We start from the raw sequence: 15,479 nt of genomic DNA on the forward strand, positions 1-15,479 counted from the left end.
TCGACGCTTCATCACGCCGGACGCGGGCCTCTCGCGTTGTTGCGGCACGCCCCTTTGCTTGCCATTTTCAGAAGGTCAAGAAAATGACTGGAATCACCCGTCGCCATCTCCTTTCCCTTTCGGCAGTGTCAACGGCTGCCTTTGCCATGCCGCGTTTTGCCTCGGCACAATCCGCCGACCGCCCCGCCGTGACTGTTGCCGTTCAGCGCATTTCCACCTCCAACACGCTGGAAATGCTGACGGAACAGTCGAACGTCGGCGCTCGCATCTACACGAGCTATGCCGAAACCCTGCTCGGCAATGACTGGATCGGCGACATGTCGCTGCAGCCGCAACTGGCGACCGGCTGGAAGCGCCTCGACGATCGAACAGTCGATGTGGACCTGCGCGAAGGCGTCAAGTTCCACAACGGCGACGTGATGACCGCCGAGGACGTGGCCTTCTCCTACGGTCCCGACCGGATGTGGGGCGGCGGATCAGTCGAGGTTCCCGACAACGTCAAGGCCGTGGCCCGTCAGGCACTTCCTGCCTTCGAGCGGATCGAGGTGCTCGGGCCGCACAAGGTCCGGCTTCACAACGGCTCCATCGACCCGGTTCTCGAAGGTCGCCTTTCGGCCTCGATTGGCATGATCGTCAGCAAGCGCGCCTTTCTCGAAGCCAAGAGCTGGATGGACTGGGCGCGCCAGCCTGTCACCACGGGTCCCTATTCGGTCGCCGAATACAAGCCGGATTCCGTCCTGACGCTGGCCGCCTTCGACGATCATTGGGAAGGTCGCCCGCCGCTTCGCCAGATCCGTTTCGTGGAAACGCCGGAGACGGCCTCGCGCATCAACCTGCTGCGCTCCGGCGGCGCCGATTTCGCCTGCGACATCCCCCCGGACCAGATCGCAACGGTGGAGGCCGACAAGCGCTTCAAGGTTGTGGGCGGCCCGATCAACAACACGCGCTACACCGTGTTCAACAAGTCTCATCCGGTGCTGGCCAATCCGCTGGTGCGCCAGGCGCTCACCCATTCCGTCGATCGCGAACTGATCGTCGAATCCCTGTGGAGCGGACGCACTGAAGTGCCGCGCGGCCTGCAGTGGACCTTCTATGGCGACTTCTACATCGCCGATCACGAAAACCCCGCCTACGATCCGGACAAGGCGCGCGCTCTACTGCGCAAGGCAGGCTACAATGGCGAGCCTATCCCCTACCGGGTGCTTAACGACTACTATACCGCCCAGACGGCCACCGCCCAGATCAATACGGAAAACTGGCGTTCGGTCGGCCTCAACATCAAGCTGCAGATGGTGGAGAACTGGGGCCAGATCAGCGAAGGCGGCCCGGAAACCCGCGGCATCCACGATTGGTCGGCGGCAGCCAGCCTGCCGGACCCCTATGTACAGATGTCCGGCTCCTGGGGCCCTGCCGGTTCGCCTTGGAGAAACAACCAGTGGCGGAACGAAGAATTCGGCAATCTCTCCAAGGAACTCGGCTCCAGCACTGATCGCACCCGCCGCATCGCAGTGTGGCGCCGCATGCTGCAGATCATCGAGATTGAAGATCCGGCCTATGTCGTCCTGCACCGCAACGCTTCCTTCACCGCCAAGCGCGCCGATATCAAGTGGGTTCCCTCCCAGTCCTTCGTCATGGATTTCCGTCGCCACAACTGGAGCGCCTGAGGTGATGGCTTTCGTCGAGATCCGGAACCTTTCGGTCGCTTTCGGCCGCTCACCCGCCTTGCGGGGCATCAATCTTGCGGTCGAGCGCGGCGAAGCGGTCGGGCTGGTCGGCGAGTCCGGTTGCGGGAAGTCCGTGACCTGGCTCGCAGCACTTGGCCTGTTGCCTGCCTCAGCAACGGTGCGCGGTTCCGTTCTCATCGATGGCACCGAGATCCTCGGCGCCCCGAAGGCGCGGCTGGAGCCGGTGCGCGGCGGACGGATCGCCATGATCTTCCAGGATCCGGCGGCGAGCCTCAATCCCGTCCATCGCATCGGGCGTCAAATCGGCGAGGCGCTCGGCCTGCATCGCGGCATGACCGGGCAGAGGGCGAAGGCGGAGGTCATCCGCCTGCTGGATCAGGTCGGTATTCCCGATGCGAAGAACCGCATCAATGCCTATCCGCATGAACTCTCCGGCGGGCAGAACCAGCGCGTGATGATCGCCATGGCGCTGGCCGGTGAGCCGGAGCTTCTGGTGGCCGACGAGCCGACGACGGCGCTGGATGTCACCATCCAGGCGCAGATCCTCGATCTCTTGACCACGCTCCGGCGCGATACCGGCATGGCGCTGGTACTGATCTCGCATGATCTCGGCGTCGTGTCGGAAACCTGTTCGCGCATTGCCGTGATGTATGCCGGCCGGATCGTGGAAGAGGCGCCAAGCGGTCAGATTTTCACCCATCCAAACCACCCCTATACGCGCGGGCTGATGGGGGCCTTGCCGCCGCTCAGCGGCGCGCGGCGCCGGCTGGTTGCCATTCCCGGCAGCGTGCCGGAGGCGGCGCATATGCCGCAAGGCTGCGCCTTCGCGCCCCGCTGCAATGCGGCAACCGACCGCTGCGCGGAAGTCGATCCGGTGCCACTGCCCCTGACGCAGGACCATAGTGCAGCCTGCATCCATGCCAGACCATACCACCAGGCAGGCCATCCATCGCATCATCGGGCTGCGACGACGCGCGAAAGGGCCATGCAATGAGTGCGGGCACGGCAGATCTGCTCGAAGCGCGTGATCTTGCGCGCAGCTATACGGTGCGGCGTGGGCTGCTGGGGCGCCCGACCGCCGTGCGGGCCGTGGACGGGATTTCGCTCCGCGTGGCGCGCGGCGAAACGCTGGGGCTGGTCGGCGAATCCGGCTGCGGGAAATCCACCACGGCGCGGCTGGTGCTGGGCATCGAGCCGCCGGATACCGGTTCTGTCATCTTCGACGGAAGCGCCATGCCGCCCAGCGGCACGGCGGCCTGGGCGAACCTTCGCCGGCGCATGCAGATGGTCTATCAGGATCCGCTGTCGGCCCTCGATAGGCGTCTGGCCGTCGGCGTGCAGATTGCCGAGCCGCTGGATATTCACCGGATCGGCACCGCAGCCGAACGAGAGGAACGGGTCGCCGCCGTGATGGCGGAGGTCGGTCTGCAGCCGCATCATGTCGCCCGGCATCCGCAATCTCTGTCCGGCGGGCAGCGCCAACGCGCCGTGATTGCCCGTGCGTTGGTGACCAATCCGGATCTACTCGTCTGCGACGAGCCGATCAGCGCGCTCGACGTCTCGATCCAGGCGCTGGTGCTGAACCTGCTGACCGACCTGCAGGAGCGCCTCAAGATGGGCATGCTGTTCGTCAGCCACGACCTCAGGGCCGTACGCCAGATCAGCCAGCGCGTCGCGGTGATGTATCTCGGCCGGATCGTCGAGGAAGGCGATCCGGATGCGGTGCTGCACGAACCCGCCCATCCCTACACCCAGGCACTCGTCTCGGCCATTCCGCATCCGGGCAAGACGACGAACCGGGTCATCCTGCAGGGTGATCCGCCCAACCCCGCCAATCGCCCGACGGGCTGCGCCTTTCATCCGCGCTGTCCGGTCGCTACGGCGACCTGCCGGACTGAGACCCCGGAACTGAAGCCGCGCCGCAGCGACGGCCGGCGCGTCGCCTGCCATATCGCACACGGGGAGGCGGCAGCCGCCCGTGCTCCCGCTTTGCTGGAGACCTGCTGACATGCTGCATTACCTTCTTTCCCGGCTGCTGCGCGCTGCCGTCAGCATCATCATGGTCGTCACCTTCGTTTTCGTCGTTCTGCGCATGTCGGGCGATCCGGCCATGGTGATCATGGGCGCCGATGCACCACCGGAGGCAATCGACGCCTTCCGCAAGTCCTGGGGTCTCGATCAGCCGCTATGGGTCCAGTATTTCTCGTTTTTCGAGGCCATCTTCAGCGGCGAACTCGGCCGGTCCATGCGCGATGGTCGCGATGCGATGGCGGTGGTGCTGGAGCGGGTTCCCTCGACGCTGGCGCTCACCGTGCCGGCCTTCCTGGTAAACCTCATCGTGGGCGTTCCCGCCGGCGTCTATGCCGCGCTTCACCGCAACTCGCTGATCGATCGCTGCGTCATGGTGATGGCGGTCACGGGCTTCGCCGTGCCCTCCTTCATCCTGGCCATGCTGCTGGTGCTGATCCTCTCCGTCAATCTCGGCTGGCTGCCCTCGGCCGGGCAGGACAGCTGGCTGAACGCTATCCTGCCGATTGCCACCATGGGCTTCGGCGGCGCCGCCCTTCTGGCGCGCTTTACCCGCAGCGCCATGCTGGAGGTGCTCGGCCAGCCGTATATCCGCACGGCAAGCGCCAAGGGCCTGCCGTGGTCGGCCGTGGTCTGGCGTCATGCGCTGCAGAATGCGGCCATTCCGACCATCACCATCATCGGTTTCATGCTGGGCGGTCTCGTCGCGGGTGCCGTTGTCGTCGAGAGTGTCTTCTCCTGGCCCGGCGTCGGCCGGCTGCTGGTCATCTCCGTCGCCAACCGGGACCTCGCCATCGTGCAGGCCATCGTCCTGATGATCGCCATCACCATGGTCGCTGCGAACATGATCGTGGACGTTCTCTACGGCCTGGTCGACCCGCGCATGCATGGGCAGGCAAGGCCGGCGCGCCGCTGATAATCCACACCGTTTCTTGCCCGCCCTGCCCTTGAAGGAGCCAAAAGATGGCCGATACCACCTCCTCAACCGCCGCGGCCGGCGGTTCCCCGATGGCGCGGTTGAGGTCGCTGCTGGAGCGCCTCAACCGCATGCCGATCCTGATCACCATTGCCGTCCTGTGGCTCGTTTTGATGCTGGCGATTGCCGTTTCGGCCGACCTGATCTCGCCCTACGGTTTTACGCAGATGGACCTGCGCAACCGGCTGAGCCTGCCGGTCTTCATGGGCGGCAGCTGGAGCCATGTGCTCGGAACGGATGAACTGGGGCGCGACGTGCTGTCCAGACTGATCACCTCGATCCGCATGAGCCTGCTGATTGCCTTTGGCGCCACCATCATCGGTGCCGTGATCGGGGTGACGCTGGGGTTCGTCGCCGCGCATTTCCGCGGGATCGTCGAGCAGGCCGTTCTGGCGCTGGTGGATTTTTCCGCCGCCATTCCCTTCCTGGTGCTGGCGCTGGCGGTGCTGGCCTTCTTCGGCAACTCGCTGGTGCTGTTCGTCTGCCTGCTCGGTTTTCACGCCTGGGAGCGCTATGCGCGCATTGCCCGCGGCCTTGCGATCAGCGGCCGGATGCATGGCTATGCGGCGGCCGTGCATCAGCTGGGGGCCTCGCCCTGGCGCCTCTACGGCCGCCACATCCTGCCCAATATCGCCTCGACCCTGATCGTCTCGATGACGCTCGCCTTTCCGGAAATCATCCTGCTGGAAAGTGGCCTCTCCTTCCTGGGGCTCGGCATCCAGCCGCCGGGCACCTCTCTCGGCAACATGGTCGGTTTCGGCCGCGAATATCTGTCGTCCGCTCCATGGATCATGCTGGCGCCGGCCTTCGTCATCACCGCCACCGCGCTATGCGTCTCGCTTCTCGGCGACTGGCTGCGCGACCGGCTGGACCCCACGCTTTCCTGATCTCCCTCCCCCGCAGCATGCTGCTCGACACCATAGAAGGACCATACCATGTCTGATCTGCCCATCCTTGGCGCCGCCATGACGTTGAAGGACGTCGAACTGAACCGGGACTGGCTGCTGGAGAAGCCGCGCGATCTCGAGCTGCAGGATTTTGTTCCGGCCGAAGTTCTCTGCGGCGACTGGCAACCGCTGGCGGAGCGTGCTAAGCAGCTTCTTGACGGCCATCAGGGCCGCCTCGGCATGCACGGTCCCTTCATGGGTCTCAATATCGCCTCGGCCGATCCGGATGTGCGGACACTGGTGGCGCGGCGCATGGAGCAGGCGCTTGACGTCGCGGCCGCGCTCAACATCACCCAGATCGTCATCCACAGCCCCTATACGACGTGGATGCACAACAATCTCGACAACTGGCCGGAGCAGCGCCAACGCGTGTTCGAGATGACGCACCAGACGCTGGATGCCGCGGTCAAGCGCGCCGCAGACCAAGGCTGCGTCTTCGTGCTGGAAAACATCGAGGACAAGGACCCCGCCAACCGCCGCCGTCTGGTGGAAAGCTTCAATTCGCGCGCATTCGCGCTGTCGATCGATACCGGCCATGCGGCCTATGCCACCGGTTCCACCGGCGCGCCGCCGGTCGATTACTTCGCCAATGACGCCGGCAACCTGCTGCAGCACGTGCATCTGCAGGATGCCGATGGCTATGCCGACCGTCACTGGCCGGTCGGCCACGGCAGCATCAACTGGCGCGCCTTCTTCGCTCGCCTTGCCGGCATCACCTCCAATCCCCGTCTGATCATCGAGATCCGCGACAAGTCACAGATTAAGGCCTCTGCGGCCTATCTGGCGAACCTCGGCCTCGCACAGTAACTGGTCTCGCCTACGTCCATAAACGGCAAGCTTTTGGGATTGCTAAGGAAATCGCGCTTGTTGTGCGGGCAAGGCCCGGCGGTTTTAGGTACACTTTAGCATCGAGCCACTGATTCTAAAGACAAACCCACAGCCGCCGGAGCCGACAATGCGCCAAGAACGCACCGTCCGCGGACATGTGCAAGGGCTCCAAATTCGATCTTTTCGCCGGGCACGAGATCGGTCGTGAGTCGGAGGCGATGTCGCAGCGGCTGGATGGCCATCGAGATCTTCTGGAATTGGCGACGTCCGATCTGCGCCGACAGGGGGGCGCGGCGACCGGCCTGGGGTGCGCGCGACATGGCCTTCCATAAGAAGCGGCCTCCGGATCGAAGATATGGACGGGAGCCGCTGGGTGTATCGCAAGCTCAGAAACTTCCGGGCCGGCATCGAAACCGGCATCTTCTGCCTGAAGCGGACCTATGGCCTGGCCCGCGGCACCTGGCGCGGGCCAGACCACTTCGAGACCTACGTCTGGTCCTCGATGGTCGCCTACAATCTCGCCCGCTTCGCCCGCCTCAGGCCGACCTGACGCCGGTCATGACGCCGCGTTCAGCGAGCAGGCCGCGAGCGTCGGCCGACACGTCACGACCGTATTGCGGCCAAACCGCCCTTCGACCCAACCTGGAAGCCCTGTGCCATCATGCGGCCGGAAAAACACGCTGCAGCGGGCAAAACACCTCTTACAAACCAGAAAAACAGGCGTTTATGGACAGGCATCAGCTATATTGCGCAGGAATGCATGCTCAGCCCAGGAAGCCAACGATGAGGAACAGCGCCCCGCCGCGGTCGCGGAGCAAACCGCCCCCGTTGACCGACCGGCCTGATATGCGCCCGCACGTAGTCGTCGGCCGGCGACCACGACGCTGGACGCGAGCGGAGAGACTGCTCGTGACCGAGGCCCTGCTGCCAGGCTCGTCTCCTCGACAGTCGCACCATCTCTTGTCCAAGCAATGCAAGATCGATTTCAACCTTGGTCGGAGGATAGTAGGGTCAGCCGTGCTCGCGCTTGTGGCTGCGTGCTACCCCGAGCGGGGCAGTTCAGGGTTCGAAGCGTGCAGCACCATGGCCGGTTGAATTGCGACAGGAACGAAGAGCAGCGCCGTCCTATAATACCGATCCCACCGCCAGGCGAACCCAATCGCCTTTCAAAATTGAAGAGCATTGCACTCGCCCTGAGCTTGGTTTGGACAATTTCACCCCTCCCGGCGGCTGGGGAGGCCGAGAGCCCGATTGGAGCCAATATGCCTTACGCGACGAATTCGGATTTACCACCATCGGTTCGGCACGCCTTGCCTCAACATGCTCAGGATATCTACCGCGAGGCCTTCAATCACGCGTTCAAGGCGCATGCCCGCGATCCGCGTCAGGAAGAGGTCGCACACCGGATTGCATGGGCCGCCGTCAAGCGCTCCTATGTCAAGATCGGCGATCGATGGACACCCCGGTGAGATGCACCCGTTGTCGAGGCTGCTTGGATCGTTTCGGCGTCCCGTTTATCTCTTGCCCATGAACCTCACGGTGCTGGCCTGGTCACCCTTGGTGCCCTGTTCTTCCACGAACGTGACGTGCATCCCCTTTTCCAGGTCATCAAAACGCCCGCCTATGACGCTATTGCGATGGAAGTAGATCTCACGGCCATCGGACGTTGCAATGAAGCCGAAGGCGCCCGCATGATCGATCCGCGCGATCGTGCCTGACGGCTGCGGCTCGTGGTATTTCACCTCCCCTTGAAGCTTCCTTGCCTCGTCCTGCAATTGCCGCCTCGCGCGCTTGAAGGCATCATTGATGGCAAAGTTCAGATCGGAATGGCGCTCGTCGCCGTGATCGATGTGGTCGACGGCGACTTCCCGGCCATTCGGCAAGGTTAGATGGATGCGCACATCATAAAGGCCGCCTGTGCGATGTCGCTTGCCTGGCCCGGTGACGACGACACGGCAATCGGTAATTCGCCCGAAGCGTGTTTCAAGTTCGCTCACATGATCTTTCAGGGCAGCCTCAACAGCGGGTGAGATTTCCGCTCCGTGACTGGCGATTTCGACTGGTGTTTCCATGGTTCATCTCTCCTTCGCCGATTTTCCGCTCCGGCTTCGAGGGCAGCGTTTGTCCCCGTGGCGGCCTATCGCCTCGCGACCTGAACAGCAGGTGACTTGCTGTCTGTATTTCTAGCGCCGGGCTTTCACATGACATTGACGCCAATCAAAACGACGTCTTCGGCCCCAAGCGCGGAGATGAACATTGCAGGAAGAGGGACGAGACGCAGCCTTTCTTGCCCGGCCTGGCCATCGGTTTTCGACATAGGGGGTTCTCGTCCCCGCAAAATGTCGTCCTGGAGGTTGTCCGCCTTGATCACGGGAACCATCGAGCCTCGGTCTTCGGAGGCCTTCGGAAAGCCCCAAGTCTGCCGTTGTATCTCATTGAATGCTAAACAACAAAGGTCTCGCCAGGATGAAATATCACTCGCGAAAACACGTAAGGAACGAGAAAACGGCGACTTTCATTTCCTTTCAAGACGCGGGTAGAGGTGAGTTTCATATGCGGTTCGGCCTCCGCCCCGCGCGCGCCCAAGAAGCGCTGTAATCGATCTCTCCTCCCCTTAGCCGGGAACCGAAGATCGGGCGCCTGGAACGTCGTTCGGCATTGCCGGCCATGCTGACGCCGGTCTGGCGGCTTGGAATGCTTTCCGCCAGTCGCCAGGCAAGGTCCTCAGTTTTTAACCGGCGACCGTCTGCACTTGGACAACATTCGCCGGGCGAATTGCGCACCGAGCGGAACAATCGAAATGCTTTTCTTTCAATCACTTAAAATGGCCATTCGGAGAATTCGGTTTTTTGTATGGACATCTGAGATTCATCACCTTAAAAAAGCGCTCGTCTTCGCCACGGGAATGCACTGGGCCCTCCAGATTTGAGCATTCCTTAATCTTCGACCATATCTCTCATTTGGAATTATTCCGGAAACAGGGAGAGATATTCGAAAACCAGATGATGGCGCATGTGTCGCTGTCGAAGAATCCACCGAATACTCGCCTTGCGGAGCCCTATATTCTCCGTATGTCGAGCTTTAACTTAAGGAGAGCGCCTCCGCTGTTGAGCCGGGGCTTGTATTCAAAATGGCTTTTGCAACTGAAAATGACGCGTCGGCTGAGCCGGCTTCGACCAAGATCAGTATCAAGAATGTTTATAAGGTTTTTGGCGAGCGACCTGAAAAGGCGCTCGACCTGCTGAAGCGGGGCAAAAGCAAATCGGAAATCCTGGCCGAAACGGGGTGCTCGATCGGCGTCAACGATGCGAGCTTCGAGATCAAGGCCGGCGAGATTTTCGTCATCATGGGCCTTTCCGGCTCCGGAAAATCCACACTTTTGCGCTTGCTCAACCGGTTGATCGAGCCGACATCCGGCAAGATTGAAATCGATGGCCGGGATATTACCCGCATGTCGCGCCGCGAACTGATCGAATTGCGCCGACGCGACATCAGCATGGTTTTCCAGTCGTTCGCGCTGCTGCCGAACCGCAATGTTCTCAACAATGCCGCCTTTGGTCTCGAGGTCGCCGGTGTCGGCGAAGCCGAGCGGAGAAAAAAGACGCTCGCGGCGCTCAAGGCTGTCGGACTTGACAGTTACAGCGAAAGCCGGCCGGATCAGCTCTCCGGCGGCATGAAGCAGCGCGTCGGATTGGCGCGGGCGCTTGCAAGCGAACCGACGATCCTTTTGATGGACGAGGCTTTTTCCGCCCTCGATCCCCTGATCCGCACGGAAATGCAAGATGAGCTGGTCCGCCTGCAGGCAGAACACAGCCGCACGATCGTTTTCGTCAGCCACGACCTCGACGAAGCGATGCGCATCGGCGACCGCATCTGCATCATGCAAAGCGGCAATGTCGTTCAGGTGGGTACGCCGGACGAGATCGTCCTCAACCCGGCAAACGATTACGTCCGCTCCTTTTTCCGCAACGTCGACGTTTCGCGTGTGTTCAGAGCGGGAGATATCGCCCGCAAAACCCAAGTCACGCTGATCGAGCGCCAGGGCGTCTCTGCGGCGGCAGCATTGGAGCGGATGAAGAACTTCGACCGGGAATTCGCAATCATCGTCGGTCGGGACAAAACCTACCACGGCATAGTAAGCCAGGCATCGCTCGTCGAGAAGATCCGTTTAAAAGCTGCCGATCCTTATCGGAGCGCCTTTCTTTCCGACGTCGAGCCTATCCCTGCCAGCGAACCGTTGTCGAACGTTCTGGGCAGGGTTGCAGGCAGTTCCTGGCCCGTGCCAGTGGTCGATGACGAAAACCGCTATGTCGGTTCCATCAGCAAGTCGGCTCTTCTCGAAACGCTCGACCGCGCAAGCTGACCTTTAGAAAGAACGGACAGACAGATGACTTTCGATATCGGCGACGGCGTCGACAGCGCCGTCAATTACATCCTCGACAACTTTGGTCCCCTGCTCGATTTCATTGCGGCGGCGATCGGTCTGGTGACGAACGGCATACAGGATGCCCTTCTGGCTACTCCCATGCCGGTCGGTCTTGCTGTTTTCGTCATCCTTTCGCTGTGGCGCGTCGGATTGGGTTTTGCCGTCTTTACTGGCCTGTCGCTTTGGCTGGTGGAGCACATGCAGCTCTGGTCGGCGATGATGGAAACGCTGTCGCTTGTGATTGCCTCAACCCTGGTCGCGATGCTCATCGGCCTGCCCTTAGGCATTGCCATGGCGCGCAGCGATCGGGTCGCAACCGTGGTAAGGCCGGTGCTCGATCTGATGCAGACCATGCCAGCCTTCGTCTATCTTATTCCGGCGGCGATGTTTTTCGGCCTTGGCGCGGTGCCCGGCACGATCGCAACAGTCATCTTTTCCATGCCGCCGGTCGTCCGGCTGACCAATCTCGGCATCCGGCAGGTGCATGTGGAATTCATTGAAGCCGGCAACGCCTTCGGCTGCACGGCGTCCCAGCTTCTGTTCAAGGTGCAGTTGCCGAACGCCATGCCCTCGATCATGGCCGGCATCAACCAGACGATCATGCTGTCACTGTCGATGGTGGTCATCGCCTCGATGATCGGCGCCGGCGGCATCGGCAACACGGTTTTGACCGGTATCCAGCGGCTTGATGTCGGTACCGGCTTCGAGGGCGGTATCGCCGTCGTCATTCTGGCCGTGATCCTCGACCGGATCACGCAGAGCCTCGGAAGAGAGGGCGCCGGTATCTGGCGCGTGCTTTTCCAGAAAACAGCACGACAGGAGGCAGCACAAGCCGCCACCTGATCTCGTGCTGAACCATGGCGGCCCACATGCCGCCGAATGCGAACCTTCAAAAAAGGAGCAGACATGTTCAAGACACTCGTTACAATGAGCCTCGCGGCCGTTTTGTTCGGCAGCGCGACCACGGCAACGATGGCGCAGGATGCCAAGCCGGTCAAAATCGGCTGGGCGGCATGGTCGGATGCGGAATTCGTCACCAAGCTTGCGGCAAAGCTCATCAAGGACGAGCTTGGTCAGGAGGTCGAACTCGTCCAGACGGACGTCGCCCCCCTTTATCAGGGCGTCAGCCGCGGAGACCTCGATGCCATGATGATGGCTTGGCTTCCGCAGACCCACGCCGATTATTTCGCCAAGATCAAGGACAAGGTCGAAACGCTTGGCACCGTCTATGATGGTGCAAAGCTTGGCTGGGTCGTCCCGAAATATATTCCGGAAGATGCGATCGGCTCGATCGAGGATCTGAAGAAGGCTGACGTCCAGGAGAAGTTGAAGGGGCGTATCGAGGGCATCGATCCCGGTGCCGGCCTGACCCGCCTGTCCGAAAAGGCGATCAAGGACTACGGCCTGGACGACTATAAGCTGCAGATTTCCAGCGAGGCGGGAATGCTGACCACGGTCGATCGCGCCATGCGTTCGGAAGGGTGGTTCGTGGCAACCTCCTGGAGCCCTCACTGGATGTTCGGCAAATACGAGCTGCGCTACATCGACGACCCGAAGAAGTCTCTCGGTGAAGCGGAACATGTCGACGTTCTGGCGCGCAAGGGCTTCAAGCAAGACAATCCGAAAGTCGCCGACTTCCTGTCGCGCATGAAGCTGCCGCTCCCCGATCTCGAAAGCGCGATGTTTAATGCCCAGGAGACCTCCTACGACAAGGCGGTCGAAAAATACATCACGGACCATCCGGATCAGGTCAAGGCCTGGTTGGGCAAGGACGAAGGCTGACGCAGCGGCCCGAAAGCCGGAATCGATTTTTCGGCAAGTAGGCACGATGCGCCGATTTCAACGAGTTTGGAGTGCTTTGTGCGCCCGATCGGGCGGACGGCACTCCAGGTTCGATCGCGGGCCTCGCGACGGAGGTTTTTGCGAAGCCCGCTTCCACATCCAGGGGAATTTGACGATGTACGATGGACAGCCCGTTTCGACGTTTGCTACCGACGACACGATCGGGGGGCGAATCTCGCTTGCACGCGACGCACTCGAGATGTCGGTCGACGATGCATCCCGGATTGTCGGGGTCACATCAGAAACCTGGCAGAACTGGGAAAACGACCGGTTAGCACCAAGAGCCAACCAGCTCGACAGGATCGCTGGAGCCCTAAAGGTGAGCCTCGCATGGTTGCTCAGCGGAAGGGGAACAGGTCCAGACTGGGATGACGTGAGCTTCGACAAAGCCGATGCGAAATATCTGCTGCATTGACGGCTGCAATGCTCCTTGGTTTTGAACGGCAAGCACATATGAGCACGGAAATGCACCGCCGCGGGTGCGTCGGGCACTGCCCGGTTTCTGTGATGTTGATTGAGGAACGGCGCAGTCACGCCGAGGAGTAGGAAGCGCTGTGGCGACAGACCCTATTCGGTAGCCGCAGTCTGTCGGCGGTTGCCCAATATGCCAAGTGTCGATCTCTTATAACGCCGCATTGGTGCCGCGTTGATTATCTATCCGATTCTCGTACTTGGATTTGGCTTGAAGGCGCCACTTTGCTTGGGCTATGAGCGGAACCGAAACAACGACGGAGCACAAGTTTGGATCATCTGCTTTTGCACCTGCGCGTCGTGTCAGCCTTCGTCATTCGTGAGATCGCGACACGATACGGCCGCAGCCCAGGCGGTTATATCTGGGCCTTTCTCGAACCCGTCGCATACGTAGCCATGATGAGCGTGCTATTCGGAGCATTCGCTAGGCTACCGCCCGAGGGAGAAACATTTCCCCTCTTTTTTGCTACCGGGTTTATCGCCTACAACATGTACAATGGCATGTCAGGCTATCTCTCGTCAGCAATCAGCACCAACAAGAACCTGCTGCAATATCCTAGTGTTTCCCCTATTGACCCGATCGTTGGAAGAGCCGTTCTTCAAGCTCTCACGTCGATCGTTGTCGGTATGGTCATACTGTGGGCTGCTCGACTACTTGAGAAACACCCTCATTCCGTGGCCTGGGCACCACTACTCGAATCCACGGTTTGCGCGTGGATGCTGGCGGCGGGAATCGCACTAGCCAACACCGTCCTCTTCGAACGGTTCCCGCTGTACGAAAAAATCTTCGGAATCGTAACTAGGCCTCTGTTGATGCTCTCAGGCGTCTTCTTTTTGCCGGGACAGATGCCTCACCCTTTTAGGGAGATACTTTTGGCAAACCCAATTACGCAGGTAGTCATTCTCTTTCGTCAAGGAATCTATGGTGCCAGCGTTCTGGATGGGCTGGACCTTGCCTATCTATTTTGGTTTTCTTTGATTTTTCTCTTTTCGGGCCTATTCGTCTTCACCGTCTGGCCAGTTGCGCGGCGACACACTCGATAAGCTGGAACGGTTCAGACAATGTTCGATTTCTATCCTTGCTCGGAGCGAAACCTTGCTATGACCCGCTTCAAGGTGAACCCAATCAACATTGCCCTGCCTAGGAGTGTCCAATGAATGTAGAGATAAGAAAGTTGATTGATAGGCTTCAGGCCCTCCAGGGGCCGGACAGGAATTTGGACACAGACATTGCCAAACTGGTTGGCTGGACCAGTCGTTCCGAGCTGTCGTCAGATGGTTCCGGCAGGACAAGAACCGTTTGGATGCTCCCAACAACTAGTGTGCCGGGGCGCGTGCCAGCCTACACCGAAAACATTCATGACGCGTATCAGCTCGCGCAGATTATTTCCCCTTCCAACGTCGGCGGCGTCAGTTGGGAAGACGGCGAAGGCCACGCTAGACTCGAAGGTGGCCATTATTGGAGGGGAGCCACTCCTGCAATCGCGCTATGCCTGGCGGCAATCGCAACAAGAGCCGACGCGGGTAGCTAGTCGAAGGCCAGATGTTCCACGATTTCAAAGAACCTTCCAGACGAGAGGCTTCCCCAACCATGGGTTTCAATTTCGTCGTACTCCCGAATTACACGATGCCCCTTGATTATCAACGCACCTTGCAACTTCTCTCCCGCTACCCGATCCGCAATGTAATTGCCCGTTCGTAGATAGATCGTTGGCTGAGCTGCATGACTCAAAACGAAGTCGTGAAGGTCAACCCAACCGTTTCCAACCTCGCGCATCTTCCTCACCCAGTTTGTGAGATTATGCAGCGATGCGCTCTCCACATCGACCTGCGGATTGATTGACATTGCAGCCCGAGACTCCAGTTCATGGGCAAAATAAACCGATGCATACCCGCCCATCGAAGAACCGATTGTCAGCGTATTCCGTTCTGGAATGCGATGTTTCTCCAGCTCATTTCTAATCAAGCCTAGCCGTGAAGACGCAAGCTTTCCCTCTTTCCCCAGGTAATAGTGCTGATCGTCATCCCTGAGAAACAAATAAAGGCAAGGTACCCGCAGGCGTCGCTGATAAAACCAGGACCAACGCTCGAATTTGCCGATGTTCATGCTGCTGAAGTTGATGATAGCGAACTCAGGGTCGGGATCTGAAAATGCCATAGCGTCCACGCCAAATGTGTTTGCGAGAACGAAATCGTTAGGGGAAGCTTCGGTCGTCATGCGGCACCTCCGGCTCATCGATTAGCAGCATGACCCTTGACTCGCTACCCCTCAGCGG

General features: G+C 60.4%; 14 protein-coding genes and 1 pseudogene. 13 read left to right on the top strand and 2 right to left on the bottom strand.

All coding sequences use genetic code 11. The features are described 5' to 3' along the window. Positions 1–83 precede the first annotated feature (83 nt). From JL39_RS04265 to JL39_RS04300, 8 genes and pseudogenes are all read left to right on the top strand, one after another. Complete coding sequence (locus tag JL39_RS04265) at positions 84–1,664, top strand: ABC transporter substrate-binding protein (RefSeq protein WP_037146676.1); 1,581 nt, start codon at positions 84–86, stop codon at positions 1,662–1,664. Positions 1,665–1,668: 4 nt separating this feature from the next. Beyond that, the gene (locus tag JL39_RS04270; protein ID WP_081952711.1) at positions 1,669–2,679 is read left to right on the top strand and encodes an ABC transporter ATP-binding protein; all 1,011 of its coding nucleotides are present in this window, start codon (positions 1,669–1,671) and stop codon (positions 2,677–2,679) included. Then, entirely contained in the window at positions 2,676–3,692 is a 1,017-nt protein-coding gene (locus JL39_RS04275; protein WP_037146579.1) for an oligopeptide/dipeptide ABC transporter ATP-binding protein, read from the top strand. Before JL39_RS04270 ends, JL39_RS04275 begins: the two co-directional genes overlap by 4 nt. 1 nt (position 3,693) lies before the next feature. After that, positions 3,694–4,629 (top strand): ABC transporter permease, encoded by a 936-nt coding sequence (locus JL39_RS04280; RefSeq protein WP_037146581.1) that lies wholly within the window; start codon positions 3,694–3,696, stop codon positions 4,627–4,629. 92 nt (positions 4,630–4,721) lie between these two features. Beyond that, positions 4,722–5,576 (top strand): ABC transporter permease, encoded by an 855-nt coding sequence (locus JL39_RS04285; RefSeq protein WP_052182674.1) that lies wholly within the window; start codon positions 4,722–4,724, stop codon positions 5,574–5,576. 48 nt (positions 5,577–5,624) lie between these two features. Further along, the gene (locus tag JL39_RS04290) at positions 5,625–6,443 is read left to right on the top strand and encodes a sugar phosphate isomerase/epimerase family protein (RefSeq protein WP_037146584.1); all 819 of its coding nucleotides are present in this window, start codon (positions 5,625–5,627) and stop codon (positions 6,441–6,443) included. A 321-nt stretch (positions 6,444–6,764) separates the two neighbouring features. Beyond that, positions 6,765–7,014 (top strand): annotated as a pseudogene (locus tag JL39_RS04295) (ISNCY family transposase); the annotation flags it as partial. 712 nt (positions 7,015–7,726) lie between these two features. Further along, positions 7,727–7,933: a ChaB family protein gene (locus JL39_RS04300; RefSeq protein ID WP_037146586.1), complete on the top strand. Its 207-nt coding sequence runs from the start codon at positions 7,727–7,729 to the stop codon at positions 7,931–7,933. 45 nt (positions 7,934–7,978) lie between these two features. Here the strand turns inward: JL39_RS04300 and JL39_RS04305 are convergent, their stop codons facing one another. Next, positions 7,979–8,536 carry an HPF/RaiA family ribosome-associated protein gene (locus JL39_RS04305; RefSeq protein ID WP_037146588.1) on the bottom strand — a complete coding sequence of 186 codons (558 nt, stop codon included), beginning with the start codon at positions 8,534–8,536 and terminating at the stop codon, positions 7,979–7,981. Positions 8,537–9,594: 1,058 nt separating this feature from the next. Here JL39_RS04305 and proV point away from each other — a divergent pair. The 5 genes from proV (at position 9,595) to JL39_RS04335 (ending at position 14,247) form a co-directional block, all read left to right on the top strand. Beyond that, positions 9,595–10,827, top strand: a complete 1,233-nt coding sequence (proV, locus tag JL39_RS04315; protein WP_052182665.1) for a glycine betaine/L-proline ABC transporter ATP-binding protein ProV — start codon at positions 9,595–9,597, stop codon at positions 10,825–10,827. Positions 10,828–10,851: 24 nt separating this feature from the next. Beyond that, complete coding sequence (locus JL39_RS04320) at positions 10,852–11,733, top strand: proline/glycine betaine ABC transporter permease (protein ID WP_037146592.1); 882 nt, start codon at positions 10,852–10,854, stop codon at positions 11,731–11,733. Between the two features lie 63 nt (positions 11,734–11,796). Further along, positions 11,797–12,672 carry a glycine betaine ABC transporter substrate-binding protein gene (locus tag JL39_RS04325; protein ID WP_037146594.1) on the top strand — a complete coding sequence of 292 codons (876 nt, stop codon included), beginning with the start codon at positions 11,797–11,799 and terminating at the stop codon, positions 12,670–12,672. Between the two features lie 175 nt (positions 12,673–12,847). Beyond that, entirely contained in the window at positions 12,848–13,147 is a 300-nt protein-coding gene (locus tag JL39_RS04330) for a helix-turn-helix transcriptional regulator (protein ID WP_037146597.1), read from the top strand. Positions 13,148–13,473: 326 nt separating this feature from the next. Next, on the top strand, positions 13,474–14,247 hold the full coding sequence (locus JL39_RS04335; protein ID WP_037146598.1) for an ABC transporter permease: 774 nt from the start codon (positions 13,474–13,476) through the stop codon (positions 14,245–14,247). A gap of 484 nt (positions 14,248–14,731) precedes the next feature. On the opposite strand, the gene JL39_RS04345 is transcribed toward JL39_RS04335, so the two are convergent. After that, the gene (locus JL39_RS04345; protein ID WP_037146603.1) at positions 14,732–15,421 is read right to left on the bottom strand and encodes a hypothetical protein; all 690 of its coding nucleotides are present in this window, start codon (positions 15,419–15,421) and stop codon (positions 14,732–14,734) included. Positions 15,422–15,479 lie beyond the last annotated feature (58 nt).

Origin of the sequence: Rhizobium sp. YS-1r (assembly GCF_000757525.1) — a bacterium.
Classification (GTDB): Bacteria; Pseudomonadota; Alphaproteobacteria; order Rhizobiales; family Rhizobiaceae; genus Neorhizobium; species Neorhizobium petrolearium.